The sequence below is a fragment of the Pseudomonas sp. C9 genome (genome assembly GCF_002000165.1).
Taxonomy (GTDB): domain Bacteria; phylum Pseudomonadota; class Gammaproteobacteria; order Pseudomonadales; family Pseudomonadaceae; genus Aquipseudomonas.
In genome coordinates, this window is record NZ_MPAK01000002.1 from 493,878 (window position 1) to 516,663 (window position 22,786).

The following is a 22,786-nucleotide window of genomic DNA, read 5'->3' on the forward strand; positions in this document are numbered from 1 at the left end:
TTTTGAGGCGGAAAATCAATTCGGTTAGTGTTGATTTAACGTTTTAATAAAATCGTCAATTGTTACTCTACAGGGAAGTGTGTTTATGCATGAGCAAGATAAATGTCGTGCTGATGGGTATGTAAGTTTCATCGATCTTTTCAAACTGTCTGATCTTGAGCAGGCGTTACATGAACATAAAGGGACTGATGAATACGAGGCGGTGTTTCGGTATTACTTCGGTTGTATTGGTCAACTCGATTTTCCACGGATGCGTGTGCCGCTGGGGTTGTTGCTCCAGGCACTTGGATCTTTTCTGGAACCTTCCAGGCGCCGCCGGCGTTCCGCGGAGATCAAAGAATTGAAAGAACCTGGTGAAGGTCAGTCCCCCACGCTGATGGACATTTGCAATCGGGTAGAAACTTTTCAGGCGCGGTTGTCCAACAGTGTTAAACAATTAACGGTCGCCGCCACCGAAGTACCGAAAAACCTGCACTTTGTATGGCTAGGCGGTGGCATTGGGGATATTCAGCGCGATTACATCAATGTCTGGAAACAGGCCCTCGCGGGGGAAGGCTATAACCTGAAACTCTGGTATGACAGTGACGCGTTGCTGGCCTACGAGACCCACCGGATTATTGTCGAGGCCGCCAAGGCTGATGCGATGATTAAGGGTGGGGCGACCAGCGAGACCGCGCTTGAACTGGGTGACAAATACGAAGAGCGAGCGATTGTCCTCAAACAGCAGATGAACGCGCACATCACCAACGCTGTAAGTCGTGGCGAAAAAGCCGACGATGCCCGCATTGATCTGCTGGTCCGCGCTTATGGGCAGCACGAAGCGCACTTGAAAGCCTTGAAGGTCAAAAACAGTGAGAGTCTTTCGGCACTGGTCGAGGGCGACCTGGAACTTCGTGACCTGGCCAGCGATGCCACACCGCTGCGCTTGCAGGCCATCTACGAACGAGAAATCAGACTGCGCGGCAACTTTGCCGCGGCCTCCGATGTGGTACGCATCGAGGCTTTGATGGCTGAAGGGGGCCGTTACGCGGATGTCGATAACCTGCCGCCTCTTCCGAACATCCTGGGCGAGGTGGACATCAGCCAATTTGCCCCCGATGCGCGTCTGGGCGTCCTGCAATTGTTGCTTGATCACAATCCCGAATGGATGCCGGGCCGCCAGGCGCTGCGCAGCAGGTACACAAACTATGCCCAGGTGATTCCCGAGGAGCATCTTCCTGCGCTGGAACGTTTTGCCAAAAGTCATCCGGCGTTGAACAGCGTTTTTCGCCCGCCGGCAGAGCGTCTGGTGCGTCCGGACGGACTGCGAGCCGTCGCCGAACAAAGCAGTTTGAGTAATGCATTCATCATGGCTCATCCCGGGTCGGCGATGCTGAGCGCCGTGATCGAACGTTTCAGGCTCAACTATGAAATAGTCGATGCCACGACCCGGTTGGCCTTGCAGAGAAAGGTAGCGTTTATCGACGCCGAGGCCATGAGCGGTGTTGCGCGAGAGGTTGTCGAGAACAGATTCGGTTCCTTGGGCGAACTACCGATGGAAGAAGAGTTGTCGCTCGCTTTTCTGACAGAAGCAGCCGCCACCTATTACAGCGACGGGATTCGCCCCCAGAGCGAAGTGACGATCTACCTGACCGGACCCGCTGCGATGCGTGATGCGGTCACGGCCTACGTCAGAATGCACTTCACCCCACAGGCGGCTGAAGCCTGGCGAGACGACGTTGCTATTGCCCCCATCGCGACGGTCAACCGGTCGACCGAGGAGGAGCTGGATCACTCCTGGAAAGAGAACACGAGTGACACCTCCCAATGGCTCGCCAGTGAGCAAAAGCGCTGGCAGGAGGGGCGATTCAAAAACCGTTTCATGGGTGACATGGGGGAACTGCTCAAGTACCAGACCATTGATTTCGAGGAAGGCTGGCCGGTCATCGAGGGGCGCCATGTGTTGTCGACCGACCTGTTGCAGCGCTTGGCTGATGAACTGGGTGAGCCGTTTCTGCAGGCGATGAATGAACAGCGCAGCGATGAGCTGACGTTTGAAAAGGCCGTGCCGTTGAGCTTTGATGACCGGCAATCGATCATCGTCCAGGACGGAAAAGCGCTGCCTCCGGCTTCGCTGAGCGACACGAAGACGCAACGTTTATCCATCGATGAAGTCTTGACCGCCATTGCCAGCGGCTCGCTCCTGACGGCGCAATTGAGCCCCGCGCAGCGACTCTTGCTCGGTGCTTTATTGGGCGCCAAGGCACTGGATAACCGCAGCTTCGAGGCGGTGAGTGCCGAGCTGGATAACCTGGCCAACACCGTTCGCGAACTGGGCGTTTCGGGGCGTTATGCGGCCATTGAGCGTCAACTCTTCAAACACAATTCGCCGGCCTTCCTGGCGGGAATGAATAGCGCTCCCGGCGAACCGCCAGCGTTCTTTGAGCACGCACTGGAACTCAAGAAAAATGCCCTCGCGCAACCGTTGACCTTGCGCCAATGGGGGCAGCACGTCGCCCGAATCCAAGAGGTCGCGAAGCTTGAATTTCGTGACCGGGTTGTCGAGCGAGTGGGGATTGTTCTGGAAAGCTTCCAGGCGGGTACGACGAAACTGGTGCCACAGGATTTGTTGTTACAGGGGGCCGGTGAGCGGGTGGGTGGCCGTTGTTATCCATTGGCACTGGCGATGGCCGCGGCGCTGGTACACGGCCCTGCCGCCGCCAATACCCTGCGTGAACGTTTCTACCTTGGGGTCATTGATCCAAAGGAAAACGACTCCGCGGTCTTTCTGCACGCGGTGGAAGAAATGCGCGGCGTGCAACTCAACGAGGTGGGTACCTCCCTCGCTCGTTCTGACGTGGCGCAGGTGGTGGCGCTACTGGAAACCAAGACGTTCACCAGCACCTTGATGCTCAACTCCAATAACCACTCGATGCTGGTGGCGAAAACCTTTGTCGGCGAGCGCGGCCTCTATCACTTCTACGATCCGAACTTCGGTGTGTTCGAGTTTGAGCAACCACTGCTGTTTCGTGAAGCGTTGGAGCAGTTCTTTCTGGAACATGAAATGGCCAAACAGTACGCCGCCTATGGCGACGCCTTGCGGCCAACGTTTGACCTGATCGAGCTGGACGGTACGCGTCTGTCCGAAACGGCGTTGCCTTCCGGTATTCGTGTGGCGGAATTGCTGCAGCCCGGCCCGTTGAAGGAGCAGACATTGCCTGCGCTCAGGCAGCGCCTGGCCAGTGCTCATGGCGACTCGCTGATGAGTAATCCGCGTCTGGGCAGCAGTCTGTTGGAACTCGACAGTTATGGGTGGAGCCAGCAGATACGCGAGGCGACCACTGAACTTCTGGAGAAAAATCAGCTGGCGCAGAGGCTTGTCCCGTTATTCGAGACGTTGGAAATTACCCCGGTCGGCGAGTATCGCTTGAGCCTGATCGATCCCGAAAAGCCCGAGCACCTGGTACAAGTCATCACTAACGATCAGCGCTTGCTGCGCATCAAAACCTATTTGTCAGAGCAATTCTCGACGCTGGCGACAAAACCCCGGGCGCCGGTCAATGAGCTGGACCCGACGGGCGCCGGCAGCGTCCATACCTTGAACGCAGGGTTCACCATCCAGGCGCTGATGAACGCGTTGCGCAACCAGGAGGGTGCTGGAAAACCGTTGACGATGGCTGTTCGGTTGCACGCTTACGTCAATTACGCGCAGTTGGTACATGGCAATGCGGTCGATGTTCTTGGGCTGGTCAAACTGGTGCGACAAGCGCTGGCTGAAGAGAAGGTGATCGCTCAAACCTGTGCGCCGGTGGTGAGCGAGGCCTTGGGCCATGTCGCCAATGAAGGCGTGGGTGCGGTGTTGGGCCTGGCCAACGCAGGTTTCGATATCTATCAGTTATCCACGGCCGAAAACGACGTCGAGCGCGCGCAATACGGTACTCAACTGGCATTCGATTCCGCCAGCGTAATGCTGGCAGGGGCCGGAATTGGTGCCGGGGTGGTGGGGGCGAGTACAGCGGCCGCGGTGCTGGGTGGTGCCGGTGTGATTCTGGGTGGCCTGGCGATTGGTGCGGCAGCGCTCGCACAAGGTTTTGCCGTGATTGCCGAAGAGGTCAAACAAGTCGGATTGTTTTTTGACGGGTTGGAACGTGCGCATCGCGAAGGCGGTTATCGGTTCGATGAGACCGCCAGCGCGTGGCTGCCTCAATCGGCCCTGGTCTTCCAGACGTTGGACCTGAAGGCCCGAACCCTGGCGTTCGGCAGCCCTGAACTGTTCCCCCTGCATGATCATTTCGGGGTCCCTGACTTTGATGTGGATTACGAGCGAACGATTGATATTCGTCGTGAACTCGGTTTACCAGGGCGCGCCGCGTTTGCACCCGCTGCGGGTCAGGCCATCGTGCTGCCTTGCACGCCTAAGACGGTTTATGGCTATGAATACAAATGGCTGCCCTTTTCGACACTGCGCCACAGCGTCGGGTTTGATACGGCGCGTCGCCTCGAGAAGAGGACACCGGATGGCAAGCGTCTGTTTCTGTTCTCGTTCTATTCGTTTCCCGGTGACTACATTGTCTATCGCCTGAGCCCGGTCTATCAGCCCACGATGATCAATGTTCGGCTGGACGCAATCGCACGCACGCTGGTGGTGCCTGCGCTGCCGACATCGTGGCACGACAAGATCACTTATAAAATCGAAGGCGCAGGGGCGAACTGCTCGCTGGTGCTCAATCCCGGGGTGAAGATCGAACTGGAGTCGCCGAGCCAGGAGACCTCGCGTTGGTTGCTGCAAGCCCCGTGGGCGAAGGAAAGCGATGTTCGAGTGGAGCGTTTTGGCGAACTCTTTATTGGCTCAATCAACGTTGAGTTGAGCGGCAGGGGGCGCAATGAGGTCCTGATAAAAATCGGCAAGGATCAAGTGTTCAAGGTCGACTTCACCCAGTTGACGTTGATGGTTATCGAGCAGGACGCGACCCCGGGCATGGATGCCCAGGCATTGCAGGATCACTTCAAGACGTTGGCCCGAGCGCATCGCCTGGGCATGCCCTACACGCCGGTACATCAGTTTCCGGTCCCGTTCGAAAAACCCGATGAACCCAGGTTTACGACCGCCTGGTATGAGTCGGCTGTCGATCGCTTTCTGTATTTTCGTGACGATGATCCGGGGGAGGCCGATGGGGCATTATTGGGCGCGGTGGTCGATGGGTATGCGTATTTCTATCACCCGCTGAATTACCTTGTCTGGCAAGTCGACGCAGTGACTGGCCTGCTCCACCGACGTTACCGGCTGTTGCTCGCCGAGGCTGCCGATAGCCTCATTACCCACTGCCAGGAAGCGACGCACGGGGTGATCACTATCGTGCAGAAGGTCACTCGTAAAGACCGGACGGTGGATGAGTTTGTCTACCAACTGCATGACGGCGAACTGTTCTTGAGTTCGATGACGCGCGACCTGGACCCGACGCTGGACGCAGTCGTGAGCAAGCGCGAGACACTCGATGACTGGGCTCAAGTATTGGGTGGGCATGTTGTGTTTGCGCCAGTGCCGGCAAACGGTGTGGTAACCACTGTCGACTGGCAGCCTGCGGCGTACGTCTCGATTTGCTGGAAGGTGAATTCGACGCTGCGCGACCTGGCCTGGATCCGCCGCAGCGACCGCCTGATTGTCCGCCCTGCCGCGCCGCGACACCGGGAGCGAGGCTGGCCCGACTCCATCAAAAACCTGAACGAGCTTACGCTTGTCCCGCCGACGAACGATGAGGGTGACGTGTTCGTCGTCTACGACAAGGCTGCCGGGCATCTGTCACGCCAGCAACGAATCAACGGGGCCTGGTCTGTTGAACAGATTGAACCCGAAGGGCTGGTGAATGTGGTTGCCATTGAAGAGGAATATCTGGCGCTGACAGATAAAGGTCTGTTTTTCAATGTGACTACCGACGGTCGCCTGCAGTTGGGTGGGCTGACCGATGACTGGCTCAAGGATCGAGCACGTTGGTGGCTGGCGCTGGACAGCGTGGCCGACCAATACCCCGTCGCGAGTTTTGCCATCGTGGGCTTGAGCCACTTGCACGACCATGCGCGGTTAAGCGCCTGGTACGTGAACGATCGACTGCTGTTATCCGATCTGGGACGTGGCGAGGAAGTACGCTTGCTGAGCGTTACGCCGGACAGCAGCGCAGCCTGGTTGCTGGCGCTTTCCACCGGTGAAATCTACCGTCAGGGCTTTATCGATCCTGCGCAACTCGACAGTGCATTTGGCCAGGGTTTGCAATTGTTGCAGGCCGGCGTGATACCGGCACCGGTGCGAGAGTGGGGGCCCTGGCGGTTTGCCGAAGTAACAGCAGCAGGCGCAGGACTTCGCGCTACGACGCTTGAAGGGATCAACGTGGAGTTGCGCTATCAGGAGTCGGTGTTGATCACGGGCGTTGATAGCCAATGGGTGGCTGTTCAGACCGCGCCGTTGCAAGACGGTCTCAAGAGGCTGGTCGAAAACCACCGGCACGCGGCGTTCCTTGCGGTTGAGGCACCCGACAGCCTGCAATGGTATGTGTCTGAAACCGGCCGATTGATTCGGGTTTCGAAAGCTTCGAATACCGACGACTTCGAACTGTTGGGGACACAGCAGCAAATCAATGTGTTGCTTCATGAGCGCAAGGACGGGCTGCTGCATACCTACCCGGGCAAGGAGCAGGCCGGCCCCGTGCGTTATGTTCAGCGCAATGCTGAAGTGCTGACCCTCGAAGGGCAGATGACCGTCAGTGACCTGATGCCGTTGATTCCCGACGACGTGCACACATTGGTCCTTCGACTGGGCCAGGGCGCCGTTACTTACTGCTTGTCGAAGGCCGTCTGGTTCAGGTTGGAGTCGGTCATTGTCGACTGCCGGGCAATACCGGGACGTGAGGCGTCAATTCCCGGCAAGTTGATCTGGGCGCTGGACAACACGGAGAAACTGACGCTGAGCAAGGTTCAGGAACACTTGGTCATTGTCGATCCCGACTGTGGGCACAGCCTGATCTTTCGCGACGTGTTCTCAGCGGACGTCACCTTGCAGGGCGAAGTGTTCCTGGCCGTAGAAGGGTATCGATCCTTTGCCGTGTCCGCGTTGGTGAAAGCGTTGCTGATCAAGCTCGGTAACGAGGACAACGTCTTGTTGAGCGAGGTTGTACCGGCGCAGCGCATCGATCTGCCGACCGCAGAGGAGGTTTCGGGCAACGGGTTGAGCTGAGTCCGGTTGACACAAGGCCGCAGGTTTTTTCGACTCTGCGGCCTTGAAGGTCAGGGCACCAGGTAGCCCTTCACCCCGGTAAAGATGATTTGCGCGGCCAGTGCGCAGACGAACAACCCCATTAGCCGGCTGACGATCTGCAACCCCTGATCGCCAAGAATTCGCTCGATGTGGTTGGACAGATAAAGCACGACACCCACGGTGAAACTGGCCAGGGCAATACTGAGAATCGCCGTGAGTTTGTCGTCCCAATGCGGCTGGCCGATGCCCATCACCAGCAATGCACCGATGGTACCGGGGCCGACTGTCAGGGGAATGGTCAGCGGGACGATGGTCACGTCCTGCTGCACGTTGTCGGTTTGCACCGCCGACTTGCCTTGGGCCATGCCCAGCGCCGAAATGAACAACACGCTGCCGGCACCGATGCGGAACGCGTCCACGGTGATGCCGAACACAGTGAAAATCACCCGCCCGAACAAGTACAGCAAGACGCTCGACACCAGCGTGGCGATGGCCACTTTCCAGGCCAGGCGTCGTTGTTCTTTGCGCGAGTAACCGCGAGTCAAGCTGATGAAGCAGGACAACACGAAGAATGGGCTGTAGAGCACCAGCATCTTCAGGTAAACGCTGAATAACTCTTGGAGCATGGTCGGAGCTCACGGCGATTGAAATTGAAGTGGAGTCTATCAGGCGCGGGGGCGTCTGTCGGCTTGAGGCCACGATAGTTTTGCGTGCAGAAAACTACTTGGTTTGTACGGCGTATTAGTTTTTGTTAGTTGGTCTGCTGGCGTATTTTAGTTGTGGCATGGTTGTGAACTATATGGCGTTACAGTTGTGATCTTGTTGTATTTAAGTGGTTTGTGTAACTTTGTCGCTCGGGCCCATGGAGGGCTTTTGTTAAATAAAGGAAGTGTTATGAATATTGAATCTAATTCCGTAGTAACTTTGTCTGATCGTCTTGAGCGTTTGAACGCATATGACGTGATGCCAGAGAGTATCATTATTGTTCCGCGTGCCATGACCATCAATAGTGGCGATGTCGATCAACCGGATCGCGCCTCGATTGTGGGAGACGGCATCTTGTCTTTTGTATCGGGAATGAGCGAGCAAAATAAAACCGATATTCAACACACTTATCTCTTCGCTTCGTTGGTGGCTAATAAAAAATACCCGCGCGATGATCAAGGTAAAGAGTGGTATCAGCTTTTTCTGCAAGTAATGCAGGATTCGGGTTGGACCATCTTGCAGAAGTATTACGACACTGTTGCCGCTTCCGGCAAGAGCTTCAAGATGGATCAGTTGGTGCTGAAGATCCTCGGCTCTGCCGTCGCTGCCGCTGCCGTTCCGGGGCCGACCTCGGTTCTGATGCTGAAAGTCGCTGGTGATGCGCTGGCTGCGCTACAAACCAGTGGCAAGCCCCTTCAACTTTTCGACCAGAACATCAAGGATTCGGGGACGGGTGGGTTTGGTGTGGCCAGCTGTAAGGAAAGCCAGCACGGCGAAGTGATCATGGCGCTGGGTGCCGTCCGTTTCATTAAACGGACCAACCAGACCAAAGTCCTGTTTGTGGATTGGGACAGCAGTTCCGTCGATCTGTACAAAGGCGAAAGTCATATGACCATTGTGCCTTCCATTATTGAGCGCACTCGCGCCACCATCATCGCGAAGTTGGGTGATCGTGCACAAACCAAAATTGACGAATACGAAATCTGATCCTGTGTGATCGTTTGGCGACTACGTTGTAGTCGCCAATTTTGAATGAGTCAGGAGTTATTGATGGGTGCGCAGTATTCAGTTTTCGTTAATGCCGGTGCCGTTGTCTTACTGTCCTCCGCCCTGCTGGAGCAGGAGAGGCAGGATGTGTTGAATTCGGTGTTGTTCGCGCAATTGGTGGCTAATAAGAAATACCCGGAATTTACGCTTGGTGATGGGTGGTATGACACCTGTCAGGGGGTACTTAAGGATAGTTGGTTGCAGAGGGCGGTGGCGTGGGACAGTTTCGGAACCGATGCCGAATCGAAGCGTGCCATGGTGCAGTGGGTCGAGAGCCGACTGGAAGATCAAGCAGGTAACATTACGATTGCCGGGATCGCCGGAGTCTTTAACGATATCGCTCAATTACCCTGCAATCATCCGGCAACTGAGCTACTGCGCGAGCAGATGTCCAGGCAAAAAAATATCGAGGTGTCGGGCACACCCGCAGAGGCAGTGAGTGACGTCAGGTTGCAAATCATTGTCGTCGGCCAAGGGGCTGTAATGAGCAGTCTCTTTATAGAGTTCGAAACCAATGTGCATACCTTAACTGATCCTTTGGGCCATTTGTTTTCCTCAGATAACGTGCTGGGCAATATCCGACTCAGATGGTTTCAAGCCAACTTGTCGTCTGTCCTTTATGTCTCCCTTCGCGATGCCATCGTAAAGAAACTGGGGGATAAGGCGGCGAAAAACATCCTGTACATTTCTGACATTAAGCCAGTTGGATTGCCATCGACAGCGGGGGCACCGTCATGACTGCAAAGGACTCCAGATTTGCCGCCGGTCAAGTGCTCAGTAGCAGTTATTCCCCACGTGCGGCGGTGGTGGGCAACAGTGTTGTTTCATTCAACGAAGGGATGTCGTCGCAGGACAGGGAAGATATCTATCTGAGTAATCTATATGCGCAGTTGGCCACTCGTTCAGCGCAAAAAGACGGCTTGGTCGGCAATTGGTTTGATTACTACAAAAACAAACTCAGGTTTCTGGGCTGGGATATGTCGCGCGCGGTCAGTCCAGGTCCTGCTGGACAGGGGCAGATGTCGGAAAGCGTTGCGCAGCAAATATCAGGGGCGGCCGGCGAGCGTTTTTCGAGTCCGGCAGAACATGCGCTCAAGTCGCTCAAGCGCAATGCCAATGCACTTGAGGTATTCGAAAGGCTTAGCCTGCAACGTGAAACGGGGCTCTTTCAAATGATTCCCTGTTGCCTGAAAGCCCCTGGAAAGATCGAAATCGCCCTGTACCACAAACAGTTCAGCACCCGCCGAAACGTCTCGCAGTTCCTGTTTTGGCCAATTGAAGAAATCGTGGAAAACAGTCGGGAAGAAATGGCGATCATTACGTTCAGCACGCTTCACTACGTGACCTTCAGAAAAAAAGTGGCGGCCGCAGTGGTGGCCGAAACCACCCGTCATTTGCATGAACTGGATATATAGGCAGCGTGTTACCTGATTGAGGTTCAGTCAGGAGGTCGGAGCGGCTGCCCGATTCTGCTGATCACGCTGGGCAACCCAATGCTCGATCAGGTCACGCAACTGCGACAGTTCGACCGGCTTGGCCATATGCCCGTCCATACCGGCCTGGCGCGCACGCTCTTTGTGCTCGGCGAGGATATGCGCGGTCAATGCCACCACGGGGGTGCGTGTGCGTTGATTGCCGACTTCCCAGGCGCGTAGTTGCTGGGTGGCAGAGAAGCCATCGAGGATCGGCATTTCGCAGTCCATCAACACCAGGTCGTAGCGTTGGGCTTTCATCGCCTGCAACGCCTCTTCACCATTGCTGGCGGTGTCTGGTTGCAGGTTGAGCTTGCCGAGCATGCCGCGAATCACCTTGGTCGAGATCGTGTTGTCCTCGGCCACCAGGATGCGGAAATCGCTTGGAACCTTGACCGGAAGCGCCGAGCCGGGCGACAGGTGATGCGAAGCGGCCGGGCCTTTGTTGCGCTGACTCAGTTCGTCCGCGAGGGTGGTCTTGAGGGTATAGCCGGCCACGGGCTTGGCGAGGATGCGTTTGATCCCGCTGTTGCGTGCAATGATCTTGCTCGGTGCATTGCTGATGCCGGTCAGCATGATCAGCAGAATGTCGTGATTGAGGCTCGGGTCTTCCTTGATCTTGGCCGCCAGTTGCATGCCGGTCATGCCAGGCATGTTCTGGTCCAGCAGGACCACGTCGAAGTAATCGCGCAAGTGAGCCTTGGTGCGCAGTAGTGCCAGGGCTTCCTTGCCGGACGGCACGGCGCTGACGTTCAGGCCCCAGGCGCTGCATTGCTGCACCAACACTTTGCGGCAAGTGTCGTTATCGTCCACCACCAGCACGCGCGCGCCTTGCAGCGGTCCGTCGAGGTCAGAGGTCGGGTGTTCAAGCCGGTCCGGGTCCAGGGGCAGCGTCAGCCACAAGGTGCTGCCCTGGTTGGCGCCGGTCTTGATGCCGAACTCGCCCTGCATCAGGCGGATCAGTTGACGGGCGATCACCAGCCCCAGGTTGCCGCCCAGACTCGTTGCCGAAAGGAAGTGCTTGCTGTGCAGTTCGGCGTGCATCAGGGCATCGCGCTCTTCTGCCTCCATCGGCACACCGCTGTCCTGCACCGCAATGCGCAGTCGCGGTTTTGCACTGCGTTCATCGAGGGCGACGACGATCAGGATTTCGCCTTCGTCGGTTTTCTTCAGCGCGTTTTCCAGCAGGCTCAGCAGGGTCTGACGCAGGCGTGTAGGGTCGCCACTGATGACGCGCGGCACTTGCGGCTGGATAAAGCTGATCAGCTCGACATTCTGCTGCTCGGCCTTGGCGCGGAAGATACTCATGCAGTCTTCGATCAAGGCGTTGAGGTCGAACTGCACGTCGTCCAGTTCGATCTGCCCTGACTCGAGCTTGGAGATGTCGAGTATCTCGTTGATCAAGGTCAGCAGCTCATTGCCGGCGCTGTGGATGGTTTGCACATAGTCGCGTTGCTTGACCGACAGGGGCGTGCCCAACAACAGTTCGGTCATGCCCAGTACACCGTTCATGGGGGTGCGGATTTCATGGCTGATTTTCGCCAGGAACTCGGCTTTTGCATTGATTTCGGCATTGCTGGCGGCCAGGTCACGGCTGACGCTGAAGCGGTCTTCGGTGATGCGGCGCTGACGTTCACTCAGGGCGATGCTCATCAGCAGGCCGCTGATACAGATAACCACCAACAGCGTGATGATCAGATCTTGTGGTGCGAGCTGAGTCAGTCCCAGCAGCGCGGGCAGGATGACCAGTGCGCCAATGTTGAACACCACCATGGCCGCGACGAAAAAGCGTGCCGGGCGATAACCTTTTTGCCAGTGATAGGCGCTGACGAACAACATGCTCAAGCCGGCCAGAGCCACCAAGACGTAGGTGATGATGTTCAGCGGCAGTGTGTTGACGAACAACAGCAACAAGCCGCAGACGACAATGAACAGAATGTCCGCCAGCAACAATTTGTTCAGCGGGTGCGGGCCGAGCGGGGTAAAGAAGCGGTAGGCGAACATCAGGCCGCTCGGCGCGGTCAGCAGTAACGCGAGGTAGGCGCCCGGCGTCTGGATGGCGTGCCAGTCGGGTAGCCATGGGCCGGCCAGGTTCAGCAGCAACAGCAGGCTGAGCATCAACAACCCTTCACACCAGGCCAGCCAAAGGCTGCTGCGCGAGCGTGTGTAGGCGTAGCGGACGAAGTTGTGCAGGATCAGCATGCTGATGCAGCCGAACAGCAGGCCGTAGATCAACGTCTGGTTCTGATCGGCCGCGGTCATGACCGCCGATTGCAGGGTGATATAAGGTCGTAACTGGTGTTCAGAGACCAGCCGCAGGTAGACGTCGAGGGTGTTGTCACTTTGCGGCAGCGGCAACATGAAGTCGCTGTTGGGCAGGGGGCGATTAGCCTGGGGTTGCCTGGTGCCGGTGTTCAATTGATCGATCAGCTTGTCGCCGTCGAGTACATACAGATTGAGTGCCGACAGATCGGGGGCGAACACCCGCAGCAATTGTTCATGCTTGCCGGGGGCCAGCCTGAAACGCAGCCACAACGCACCATCGGGCTCGGCCGCCGTGAGGCGCTCGAGTTCGATGGGACTGAATTGATTGGTGTAGCGAGCGGAACGGATGTCACTAAGCTGCAGGTCGCCCTGTTCGTCGAGCAATACCGCCCAGCCACTGCCTTGCGCGGCCTGGGCCGGGAGCATGCAGAGCAGGGTCAGCAGCGTGACGGTAAGACTTATGGCAATCCTGAGCCAGCGCACGGCGAAATCCCTTCGTAGGTTGATGCCAGATTATAACTATGCGCGGTGCCGGAATAGTGCGGCAAGGACCAGCGGCCCTTGCCCGGCCAAATGAATGGCCTTATTCCTGGCTTTCGCCACGTTCACGGGCAATGGCTCGGTAGCCAATGTCCTTGCGGTAGAAGCAGCCTTCCCAATCGATTTTAGCCGCCAGTTTGTAAGCCTGCTGTTGAGCCGCATCGACGCTGGCGCCCATGGCGGTTGCGCAGAGCACCCGGCCACCGGCTGTCACGACTTGACCGTCCTTGAGTGCAGTGCCCGCGTGGAAGACTTTACCTTCCAGGGCGGCGGCTGCATCCAGACCGTTGATGGCCACGCCTTTGGCGTAATCACCCGGATAACCGCCAGCGGCGAGCACGATACCGACGCTCGGACGTGGATCCCACTGCGCTTCGACCTTGTCCAGCGCTTGTGCCAGAGCGGCCTCAACCAGCAAGACCAGGCTCGACTGCAAGCGCAGCATTACCGGCTGGGTCTCAGGATCGCCGAAACGGCAGTTGAACTCGATGACTTTTGGATTACCAGCCTTGTCGATCATCAGGCCTGCGTACAGGAAGCCTGTGTAGACGTTGCCTTCATCGGCCATGCCGCGAACGGTCGGCCAGATCACCAGGTCCATGACGCGCTGATGCACCTCGCTGGTCACGACTGGGGCAGGGGAGTAAGCGCCCATGCCGCCGGTGTTCGGACCGGTGTCGCCGTCGCCGACGCGCTTGTGGTCCTGGCTGGTGGCCATTGGCAGTACGTTCTTGCCGTCGACCATGACGATGAAGCTGGCTTCTTCGCCATCCAGGAATTCTTCGATCACGACGCGCGAGCCCGCGTCGCCAAACGCGTTGCCTGCGAGCATGTCGCGCACGGCGTCTTCGGCTTCGGCCAGGGTCATGGCAACGATGACGCCTTTACCGGCGGCCAGGCCGTCGGCCTTGATCACGATCGGTGCGCCTTTTTCACGCAGATAAGCCAGGGCTGGCTCGATCTCGGTGAAGTTCTGGTAGTCGGCGGTCGGGATCTTGTGGCGCGCCAGGAAGTCTTTGGTGAAGGCTTTCGAACCTTCCAGCTGAGCGGCGCCAGCGGTCGGGCCGAAGCAGTCAAGGCCGCGGCTGCGGAACAGATCGACCACGCCTGCCACCAGCGGCACTTCCGGGCCGACGATGGTCAGGGAAACGTTTTTCTCGGCAAAGTCGGCCAGTTGCTCAAGGGCCAGAACATCGATAGCGACGTTTTCGCACTTGGCTTCGATGGCGGTGCCGGCGTTGCCGGGCGCGACGAATACTGTCTGCACGCGCGGATCCTGAGCCACTTTCCAGGCCAGGGCGTGTTCACGGCCACCGCTGCCAATGATCAAAACATTCATTTCAAAAACCTCGGATGACGCTAATTCTGTGAAGGGTTGGCACTAGAGAGCGGCACAACCCCTGTAGCAGCTGCCGAAGGCTGCGTTAAGGTCGGAACGACCTTCCGGCGATAAATCGATTACGACCGCTTCGCGGCCGGACGCAGCCTGACGGCAGCTGCTACACCGACCGCGTTTCGCTTAGTGACGGAAGTGGCGCATGCCGGTGAACACCATCGCGATGCCGGCTTCGTCAGCAGCAGCAATCACTTCGTTGTCACGCATCGAGCCGCCTGGCTGGATCACCGCAGTGATACCCACCTTGGCCGCGTTGTCCAGACCGTCGCGGAACGGGAAGAAAGCGTCCGATGCCATGACCGAACCGGCTACTTGCAAGCCGGCATGCTCAGCCTTGATCGCAGCGATTCGGGCGGAGTTCACACGGCTCATCTGGCCAGCGCCGACACCGATGGTCTGGCGGTTCTTGGCGTAGACGATGGCGTTGGACTTGACGTACTTGGCGACTTTCCAGGCGAAGATCAGGTCGTGGATTTCCTGTTCGGTCGGTGCGCGTTTGGTCACGACTTTCAGGTCGTCGGCGCCGATCATGCCGATGTCGCGGCTCTGTACCAACAGGCCACCGTTGACGCGCTTGTAGTCCCAGGCAGCGGCGCGATCAGCCGACCATTCGCCGCAGGCCAGCAGGCGCACGTTGGCCTTGGCGGCGACAATGGCGCGAGCTTCTTCGCTGACGCTCGGGGCGATGATCACTTCGACGAACTGACGCTCGACGATGGCTTTGGCGGTCTCGGCATCCAGTTCACGGTTGAAGGCGATGATGCCGCCGAAGGCCGATTCGGTGTCGGTGGCGTAAGCCAGTTCGTAGGCCTGACGGATACCGCCTTCAGCGTCCGGGCTTACGGCAACGCCGCACGGGTTGGCGTGCTTGACGATCACGCAGGCTGGCTTGACGAAGCTCTTCACGCATTCCAGCGCGGCGTCGGTGTCGGCCACGTTGTTGTACGACAATTCTTTGCCTTGCAGTTGGGTCGCGGTGGCGATGCCCACTTCGGCAGGCTTGGCTTCCACGTAGAACGCCGCGCTCTGGTGCGGGTTCTCGCCGTAGCGCATTTCCTGAGCCTTGATGAACTGGCTGTTGAAGGTGCGCGGGAATTCGCTACGACCTTCTGTGCTGAGGGTGTCAGCCGCCTGGTTCACAGTGCCCATGTAGTTGGCGATCATGCCGTCGTAGGCGGCGGTGTGTTCGAACGCCTTGAGCATCAGGTCGAAACGCTGAGCGTAGGTCAGGCCGCCTGCTTTCAGGCTTTCCAGGACATTGGCGTAATCGCTGGCATTCACCACGATGGCCACGTCTTTGTGGTTTTTTGCTGCCGAGCGGACCATGGTCGGACCGCCGATGTCGATGTTCTCGATGGCGGTCGGCAGGTCGCAGCCTGGCTTGTTGATGGTGGCTTCGAACGGGTACAGGTTGACCGCAACCAGATCGATCGGCTTGATGCCGTGCTCGTTCATGATCGCGTCGTCGATACCGCGACGACCGAGGATCCCGCCGTGGATTTTCGGGTGCAGGGTTTTCACCCGACCGTCCATCATTTCTGCGAAACCGGTGTAGTCCGCGACTTCCACTGCGGCAACGCCGTTGTCACGCAGCAGCTTGAACGTCCCGCCGGTAGAAAGGATCTCAACGCCCAGGGCTTCAAGCTCTTTGGCGAATTCGAGGATCCCGGTCTTGTCGGAAACGCTGATCAAGGCGCGGCGGATCGGCAGGCGGGTAGTCTGGTCGGTCATTTCAATTTCCATCAAAAGCAAAGGAGTCAGCAAAAAAGGCGACCGGTTTTACGCGGGCGCCTTTCTGGTTTGATTGAATGCTTACAGCAAATCGTACTGCTTGAGTTTCTTGCGCAGCGTGCCTCGGTTGAGCCCGAGCAGCTCGCTGGCCTTGGTCTGGTTGCCCTTGACGTAGTTCATCACGCACTCGAGCAGGGGAGCCTCGACTTCGGAGAGCACCAGGTTGTACACATCCGTGACGGCAGCGCCCTCAAGGTGGGCGAAATAATTGTGCAGCGCCTTCTCGACACTCCCGCGAAGGGTCTGACCTTCTTCGCTGGGCGTATTGAGGTGCTGTTTCAAATTCACGTTGTCGCTCACGGGTGTTGTTCCACTCACTAAAGTCTCGGTCATCATCGTCATGCGGCCACCCCTTCTCCGTCCCCTGTCAGGCTCTTGTAACGTTCGGCGAAGAACTCCCGAACGTTGGCGCATTGTGTTTCCGTACCATCCAAACGATTGAAGTGGGCGCGAAACTCCCTGGCGCCCGGCAAGGTTGCGAGATACCAGCCCACATGCTTTCGAGCGATACGGACACCCATGACATCGCCATAGAAGACGTGCAGGGCAGCCAGATGCTCTAGCAGAATGCGTTCCACCTCGATCAATTCAAGCGCCGGGAGTTTCTCGCCGGTACGCAGGAAATGCTCGATCTCGCGAAAAATCCACGGCCGCCCCTGGGCAGCCCGACCAATCAACAAGCCATCGGCACCGGTCGCGTCGAGCACGTACCGGGCCTTCTCGGGCGAGTCGATATCGCCGTTGGCGAAGACCGGCATCGACACCGCCTGCTTGATCGCGGCAATGGTGTCGTACTCGGCTTCACCGGTGTACAAATCGGCACGGGTGCGGCCATGGACCGCCAGCGCCGTAATGCCTGCCTGTTCGGCAATCTTCGCCACCGTCAGGCCGTTCTTGTTGTCCCGGTCCCAGCCAGTGCGGATCTTCAGGGTCACCGGCACATCCACCGCAGCCACGACGGCCTGCAGGATCTCGGTAACCAATGCTTCATCCTTCAACAGCGCGGAACCGGCAGCCTTGTTGCAGACCTTCTTCGCCGGACAGCCCATGTTGATATCAATAATCTGCGCACCCAGCTCGACGTTGGCCCGGGCTGCGTCTGCCAGCATCTGCGCATCACCACCGGCGATCTGTACCGAGCGTGGCTCGGGATCACCTTCGTGGATCATGCGCATCCGCGACTTGCGGGTGTTCCACAAACTCATGTCGCTGGTGACCATTTCCGAGACTACTAGCCCCGCACCCAATCGCTTGCACAGCTGACGAAAGGGTTGGTCGGTGACTCCCGCCATCGGGGCGAGAATCAAGCCGTTTTGCAATGTGTATGGACCGATGCGTACCGCCGACATAGGACTTCCCTGTTGTGGGGCCGGATCATTAGAGTTCGAAAAAGGGTTGGCATGATACCCGCTCTCGATGACTGGATAAAGGCTGAATTGAACAAAATCTGAACAGTTATTTTGTTATTACCCGCAGTTTGGTGTGAGCGGTCCCAGTCAGAAATATGCCGTCAAGCCTGTAGCGGTGATGCGATTCACTCGGGGGAGTGGAAACTCAGGCTGTAGTTCACCGCTTTGGCGCCTGGGTCGAGAATGTCCAGCGCGATGTGGATCGGTGTTTGCGGCGGCATTTCGGCCATGCCTTCGAGATCGCCGTTGAGGTATTCGCCGGGTTTGAAGCGACGGCTGGCGATCAAGTGGCCATTTAGGTCGGCAAAGCGCAACTCTAGCAGCGGGAAAGGCTGGGAGAACGGGGCGCGGTTGTAGATGATCGCGTCGACCACCAGTGCGCCGTTGAAGTCCGGGTGGCTGCGGACCACCAGGTTGCTGCTTTTGATTTTGGCGATGTCGACTTTGGAGGGCACCGTGCAGCCGATTTGCGGGCACAGTTGCTGGAACCAGGGGCGGTATTGGTCCTGACGCGCCAGTTCGTCGAAGTGGTAGGCAATGTATTGGCCCGCCAGCGCGGCGGCGCCGAGCAGGACCAGCAGCAACCAGAACAGCCGTCGGCCCCAGGGCGATCGACGTTTTTGCCAATCCAGTTGCAGCGGGTCGTCGGTCAGGTCCTGCAGGACTTCGGCGCGCACACCCGGTTCGCTGCGCTCACGACGTTTGCGCAACGGTTCGACTGAGGGCAGGTCGTCGTCGAGCGTCTCGGTCGCCGACAGGCGGTCGCGGTTAAGAGGGGAGTCGAGTGGGTCGTGCAGGCGCAGATGGGGCACCTGGTTCTCATCGTCCAGATCCACCGGTTCCAGCGAAAACGAAGGCTCGGTTCGCGAGTGTTTGCCCGGTTCGGCGTCTGTTTGTGGCTGTTCGGTTTCTACGGGTGGTGCTCGGTCGGCCGCCGACTCACTGAAGAGGCTGTCGGACCAGGGTTCTTCATCGTGCTCGATAGAATCGCGTCGAGCGCTGAGGCCGTCTTCGCGGTGCCGGCCAAATTCGGTGGTCGGCTGGATTTCCCGTTGTTCGAGCCGGGCGAGCTCTTCGTCGAGGTCCAGGCTGTCCAGGTCCAGGCTGTCCAGATCCAGTTCCGAGGCGGTCCATTGCTTTTGGCTGATGGCACGCTGTACCGGCGGCTCGACGATGGCTGGGGCTACCGGTTTGACGGCTTCTTTGTCGGCCCGTTGGTCCAGCAATTGTTTGGCGGCGTTGAACACCTGCAAGCAGGAGCCACAACGAACCACCCCTCGGGCCACGCTCAACTGAGCATGGCTGACGCGGAAGCTGGTTTGGCAATGCGGGCACTGGGTGACGAAGCTGTCGGTCATGCGGCGATCCGGTCTATGCAGGCGTTCATTCTAGCGCCGACGGCCGGTGATGCGCACCCAGCCATCGCGATTGGCAATCGGGTCCAGATCGAAGTCTTGAGCGTAGGCGGCGGCAACGTCCTCGCCTTGTTCGGCGAGAATGCCCGACAGCGCCAGGCGACCACCGGACTTGACCAGGCTGGACAACTGCGGCGCCAGGGAAACCAGCGGGCCGGCAAGGATGTTGGCGACCAGGACGTCAGCCTTCACCTGCGGCAGATCTTGCGGCAGGTACAGCGGGAACAGCGCGTCGTCGATGTTGTTGCGACCGGCGTTGTCGCGCGAGGCTTCCAGGGCCTGCACGTCGATGTCGGTACCAACGGCTTCCTTGGCGCCCAGCAGCAGGGCGGCAATCGCCAGAATCCCCGAGCCGCAGCCAAAGTCCAGCACGTTGCAGTCTTTGAGGTCCTGGCCATCGAGCCATTCCAGGCACAATGCGGTGGTCGGATGGGTGCCGGTGCCGAACGCCAGGCCCGGGTCCAGCAGCAGATTGACGGCGTCAGGCTCGGGCGCGGCATGCCAGCTTGGAACGATCCACAGGCGCTGGCCGAAACGCATTGGCTGGAAACCGTCCATCCAGCTGCGTTCCCAGTCCTGGTCTTCGATCACTTCGCTGTGATGCTCGGGCAGCGGGCTACCGGTCAGCAGCTCAAGGTGGGCCAGTACCGGGCCGGCTTCGGTGCCGCCTTCGAACAGGGCCAGCAGGTGCGTGTGCGACCACAACGGGGTGGTGTTGAGTTCTGGCTCGAAGATCGGCTGATCTTCGGCGTCCATGAAGGTCACCGAGACGGCGCCCACTTCAAGGAAAGCGTCTTCGTAGGTTTCGGCTTGTTCTGGGCTGATGGCGAGACGGACTTGCAGCCAAGGCATGGCGGGCACCTTTGAAAAATATTGATTGCAGCCTAGCGGGCTGCGAGAAGCGCGCAAGTTTACGCGAGCGCGGGGCTTTTGTGGGAGTGAGGTAGCTCCGAACGCAGCAGCGATGTTGCAACGCGCACCTGTAGCAGCTGGCGAAGCCTGCGTTCGGCTGCGAAGCAGTCGTCATTCCGGCAATGCGGTGTTTCAGAAACACGGTGCAATCAGGTTTTGCGACTGCTTCGCAGCCGAACGCAGGCTTCGCCAGCTGCTACAGGGCTGTTGCAATGCCCAGAAACAACAAAGCCGCCCGAAGGCGGCTTTGTTGATCGGGTCGAAGCTTAGTGCTTCTCGCCAGCCAGCTTGTGCTCGAGGTAGTGAATGTTCACGCCCCCTTTGCAGAAGCCTTCATCACGGACCAGGTCGCGGTGCAGCGGGATGTTGGTCTTGATCCCGTCGACAACGATTTCGTCCAGCGCATTGCGCATCCGCGCCATGGCTTCGTCACGGGTTGCGCCGTAGGTGATCAGCTTGCCGATCAACGAATCGTAGTTCGGCGGAACGGCATAACCACTGTACAGGTGCGAATCGACGCGAACGCCATTGCCGCCTGGTGCGTGGAAGTGCTTGACCGTGCCTGGGCTAGGCATGAACGTTTTCGGGTCTTCGGCGTTGATTCGGCATTCCAGGGCGTGACCGCGGATCACCACGTCGTCCTGGGTGTACGACAACTTGTTGCCAGCGGCGATGCTGAGCATCTCCTTGACGATGTCGATGCCGGTGACCATTTCCGAAACCGGGTGTTCTACCTGGACACGAGTGTTCATCTCGATGAAGTAGAAGTGGCCGTTCTCGTAAAGGAACTCGAAGGTGCCGGCGCCACGGTAGCCGATGTCGATGCAGGCCTTGACGCAGCGAGCGAGGACTTCCTGGCGTGCTTTCTCGTCGATGCCCGGTGCCGGCGCCTCTTCGAGAACCTTCTGGTGACGACGTTGCAGCGAGCAGTCGCGGTCGCCCAGATGGATGGCGTGGCCCTGGCCGTCGGAAAGCACCTGGACTTCCACGTGACGTGGGTTGGTCAGGAATTTTTCCAGATAGACCATCGGGTTGCCGAACGCCGCGCCAGCTTCGGTGCGGGTCAGTTTTGCGAAAGAAATCAGGTCTTCTTCTTTATGCACAACGCGCATGCCGCGACCACCACCGCCGCCAGCGGCCTTGATGATCACCGGGTAACCGACTTCGCGACCAATGCGCAGAGCAGTTTCTTCGTCTTCAGGCAGTGGGCCATCGGAACCCGGAACGGTTGGAACGCCCGCAGCGATCATGGCGTGCTTGGCCGATACCTTGTCGCCCATCAGGCGAATGGTGTCGGCTTTCGGGCCAATGAAGGCGAAGCCGGAGTTCTCGACCTGTTCAGCAAAATCAGCGTTTTCCGCAAGGAAACCGTAGCCCGGGTGAATGGCGGTAGCGCCAGTCACTTCGGCCGCGGCGATGATTGCCGGAATGTGCAGGTAAGAGTGCGCGGCAGAGGCCGGACCGATGCAGACGGATTCGTCTGCCAGGCCCAGGTGCATCAGTTCTTTGTCAGCCTTGGAGTAAACGGCGACAGTCTTGATGCCCATCTCTTTGCAGGCCCGCAGGATCCGCAGGGCAATCTCACCGCGGTTGGCGATCAGAACTTTTTCCAACTTCGCAGTCATCAAAGTTTCTCCGCGGTTCAAACGATGGTGAACAGCGGTTGGTCGTACTCAACCGGCTGGCCGTCTTCGACGAGGATGGATTCGATCACACCGCTGGTTTCAGCTTCGATGTGGTTCATCATCTTCATGGCTTCGACGATGCACAGGGTGTCGCCTTTCTTCACGGTCTGGCCAACTTCAACGAACGAAGGCGAGGATGGCGAAGATTTGCGATAGAAGGTGCCGACCATCGGCGAACGGGCAACGGTGCCGTTCAGGACGGGTGCGGCCGGTGCTGCCGGAGCAGCGGCTGCGGCAACCGGAGCCGCAGCGGCAGGCGCGGCAGCCGGAGCGTGCATTGGAGCAGGTGCGTAGTACTGCTGAGCCGGCGTCTTGCTGTGACGGCTGATACGTACGGACTCTTCGCCTTCCTTGATCTCGAGCTCGTCGATGCCGGACTCTTCCAGCAGTTCGATCAGTTTCTTAACTTTACGGATATCCATGAATCATCAACTCCCAAGGGTCGGTCAGGGGCGTTTAACGCTTGTAGTTCAAGTCGTTGCCTGTGTTTCAAGCTGTTCTAGTGCAGCCTCCAGGGCCAGTCGATAACCGCTGGCGCCAAGGCCGCAGATCACTCCCACCGCTACGTCGGAGAAGTAAGAGTGATGGCGGAAAGGTTCGCGTTTGTGCACGTTAGACAAATGCACTTCGATGAATGGGATGCTCACCGCCAGCAGCGCGTCACGTAATGCGACACTTGTATGCGTAAAAGCTGCTGGATTGATCAGAATGAAGTCCACACCTTCGCCGCGGGCAGCGTGGATGCGGTCGATCAATTCGTACTCGGCGTTGCTTTGCAGGTGCAGCAGATGATGGCCGGCTTCACGGGCGCGGCGTTCCAGGTCCTGGTTGATCTGCGCCAGTGTCGTAGCGCCGTAGGTGCCCGGTTCACGGGTGCCGAGCAAGTTCAGGTTGGGGCCGTGCAGCACCAATAGGGTCGCCATC

General features: G+C 58.4%; 15 protein-coding genes. 4 read left to right on the plus strand and 11 right to left on the minus strand.

Annotated features, from left to right (window positions below):
* The first annotated feature begins 85 nt into the window (after positions 1-85).
* The gene (locus BMS17_RS29150) at positions 86-7,204 is read left to right on the plus strand and encodes a TcdA/TcdB pore-forming domain-containing protein (protein ID WP_077432416.1); all 7,119 of its coding nucleotides are present in this window, start codon (positions 86-88) and stop codon (positions 7,202-7,204) included.
* 50 nt (positions 7,205-7,254) lie between these two features.
* Here BMS17_RS29150 and BMS17_RS29155 read toward each other — a convergent pair whose 3' ends face one another.
* Positions 7,255-7,851 carry a MarC family protein gene (locus BMS17_RS29155; RefSeq protein ID WP_046033003.1) on the minus strand — a complete coding sequence of 199 codons (597 nt, stop codon included), beginning with the start codon at positions 7,849-7,851 and terminating at the stop codon, positions 7,255-7,257.
* Between the two features lie 268 nt (positions 7,852-8,119).
* On the opposite strand from BMS17_RS29155, the gene BMS17_RS29160 reads away from it, so the two are divergent.
* The 3 genes from BMS17_RS29160 (at position 8,120) to BMS17_RS29170 (ending at position 10,392) form a co-directional block, all read left to right on the plus strand.
* Positions 8,120-8,917: a hypothetical protein gene (locus tag BMS17_RS29160; protein ID WP_046033002.1), complete on the plus strand. Its 798-nt coding sequence runs from the start codon at positions 8,120-8,122 to the stop codon at positions 8,915-8,917.
* Positions 8,918-8,980: 63 nt separating this feature from the next.
* Positions 8,981-9,715 (plus strand): hypothetical protein, encoded by a 735-nt coding sequence (locus BMS17_RS29165; protein WP_046033001.1) that lies wholly within the window; start codon positions 8,981-8,983, stop codon positions 9,713-9,715.
* The gene (locus tag BMS17_RS29170; protein WP_046033000.1) at positions 9,712-10,392 is read left to right on the plus strand and encodes a hypothetical protein; all 681 of its coding nucleotides are present in this window, start codon (positions 9,712-9,714) and stop codon (positions 10,390-10,392) included. Before BMS17_RS29165 ends, BMS17_RS29170 begins: the two co-directional genes overlap by 4 nt.
* 27 nt (positions 10,393-10,419) lie before the next feature.
* Here the strand turns inward: BMS17_RS29170 and BMS17_RS29175 are convergent, their stop codons facing one another.
* The 10 genes from BMS17_RS29175 to aroQ all read right to left on the minus strand — a co-directional run bounded on the left by BMS17_RS29175 (position 10,420) and on the right by aroQ (position 22,785).
* The gene (locus BMS17_RS29175; RefSeq protein WP_046032999.1) at positions 10,420-13,197 is read right to left on the minus strand and encodes a hybrid sensor histidine kinase/response regulator; all 2,778 of its coding nucleotides are present in this window, start codon (positions 13,195-13,197) and stop codon (positions 10,420-10,422) included.
* Between the two features lie 100 nt (positions 13,198-13,297).
* On the minus strand, positions 13,298-14,593 hold the full coding sequence (gene purD, locus BMS17_RS29180; RefSeq protein WP_046032998.1) for a phosphoribosylamine--glycine ligase: 1,296 nt from the start codon (positions 14,591-14,593) through the stop codon (positions 13,298-13,300).
* Positions 14,594-14,773: 180 nt separating this feature from the next.
* Positions 14,774-16,381: a bifunctional phosphoribosylaminoimidazolecarboxamide formyltransferase/IMP cyclohydrolase gene (purH, locus tag BMS17_RS29185; protein ID WP_046032997.1), complete on the minus strand. Its 1,608-nt coding sequence runs from the start codon at positions 16,379-16,381 to the stop codon at positions 14,774-14,776.
* 81 nt (positions 16,382-16,462) lie between these two features.
* Positions 16,463-16,783 carry a DNA-binding transcriptional regulator Fis gene (gene fis, locus BMS17_RS29190; RefSeq protein WP_007907419.1) on the minus strand — a complete coding sequence of 107 codons (321 nt, stop codon included), beginning with the start codon at positions 16,781-16,783 and terminating at the stop codon, positions 16,463-16,465.
* Positions 16,780-17,790 (minus strand): tRNA dihydrouridine synthase DusB, encoded by a 1,011-nt coding sequence (gene dusB / locus BMS17_RS29195; protein WP_046032996.1) that lies wholly within the window; start codon positions 17,788-17,790, stop codon positions 16,780-16,782. Before dusB ends, fis begins: the two co-directional genes overlap by 4 nt.
* Before the next feature lie 185 nt (positions 17,791-17,975).
* Complete coding sequence (locus BMS17_RS29200; protein WP_046032995.1) at positions 17,976-19,208, minus strand: DUF3426 domain-containing protein; 1,233 nt, start codon at positions 19,206-19,208, stop codon at positions 17,976-17,978.
* Between the two features lie 30 nt (positions 19,209-19,238).
* Entirely contained in the window at positions 19,239-20,117 is an 879-nt protein-coding gene (gene prmA / locus BMS17_RS29205) for a 50S ribosomal protein L11 methyltransferase (protein ID WP_046032994.1), read from the minus strand.
* A gap of 326 nt (positions 20,118-20,443) precedes the next feature.
* Positions 20,444-21,802 (minus strand): acetyl-CoA carboxylase biotin carboxylase subunit, encoded by a 1,359-nt coding sequence (accC, locus tag BMS17_RS29210; protein ID WP_027921899.1) that lies wholly within the window; start codon positions 21,800-21,802, stop codon positions 20,444-20,446.
* Between the two features lie 17 nt (positions 21,803-21,819).
* Complete coding sequence (gene accB, locus BMS17_RS29215) at positions 21,820-22,284, minus strand: acetyl-CoA carboxylase biotin carboxyl carrier protein (protein WP_046032993.1); 465 nt, start codon at positions 22,282-22,284, stop codon at positions 21,820-21,822.
* A 48-nt stretch (positions 22,285-22,332) separates the two neighbouring features.
* Positions 22,333-22,785 carry a type II 3-dehydroquinate dehydratase gene (gene aroQ, locus BMS17_RS29220; RefSeq protein WP_046032992.1) on the minus strand — a complete coding sequence of 151 codons (453 nt, stop codon included), beginning with the start codon at positions 22,783-22,785 and terminating at the stop codon, positions 22,333-22,335.
* Position 22,786: the final 1 nt, after the last annotated feature.

Bases quoted from the DNA above. Each gene is read 5' to 3' on its own strand.
- BMS17_RS29150 (WP_077432416.1), top strand. From the start codon at position 86: ATGCATGAGCAAGATAAATGTCGTGCTGATGGGTATGTAAGTTTCATC.
- BMS17_RS29155 (WP_046033003.1), bottom strand. From the start codon at position 7,851: ATGCTCCAAGAGTTATTCAGCGTTTACCTGAAGATGCTGGTGCTCTAC.
- BMS17_RS29160 (WP_046033002.1), top strand. From the start codon at position 8,120: ATGAATATTGAATCTAATTCCGTAGTAACTTTGTCTGATCGTCTTGAG.
- BMS17_RS29165 (WP_046033001.1), top strand. From the start codon at position 8,981: ATGGGTGCGCAGTATTCAGTTTTCGTTAATGCCGGTGCCGTTGTCTTA.
- BMS17_RS29170 (WP_046033000.1), top strand. From the start codon at position 9,712: ATGACTGCAAAGGACTCCAGATTTGCCGCCGGTCAAGTGCTCAGTAGC.
- purD (WP_046032998.1), bottom strand. From the start codon at position 14,593: ATGAATGTTTTGATCATTGGCAGCGGTGGCCGTGAACACGCCCTGGCC.
- purH (WP_046032997.1), bottom strand. From the start codon at position 16,381: ATGACCGACCAGACTACCCGCCTGCCGATCCGCCGCGCCTTGATCAGC.
- fis (WP_007907419.1), bottom strand. From the start codon at position 16,783: ATGACGATGATGACCGAGACTTTAGTGAGTGGAACAACACCCGTGAGC.
- dusB (WP_046032996.1), bottom strand. From the start codon at position 17,790: ATGTCGGCGGTACGCATCGGTCCATACACATTGCAAAACGGCTTGATT.
- BMS17_RS29200 (WP_046032995.1), bottom strand. From the start codon at position 19,208: ATGACCGACAGCTTCGTCACCCAGTGCCCGCATTGCCAAACCAGCTTC.
- prmA (WP_046032994.1), bottom strand. From the start codon at position 20,117: ATGCCTTGGCTGCAAGTCCGTCTCGCCATCAGCCCAGAACAAGCCGAA.
- accC (WP_027921899.1), bottom strand. From the start codon at position 21,802: ATGACTGCGAAGTTGGAAAAAGTTCTGATCGCCAACCGCGGTGAGATT.
- accB (WP_046032993.1), bottom strand. From the start codon at position 22,284: ATGGATATCCGTAAAGTTAAGAAACTGATCGAACTGCTGGAAGAGTCC.
- aroQ (WP_046032992.1), bottom strand. From the start codon at position 22,785: ATGGCGACCCTATTGGTGCTGCACGGCCCCAACCTGAACTTGCTCGGC.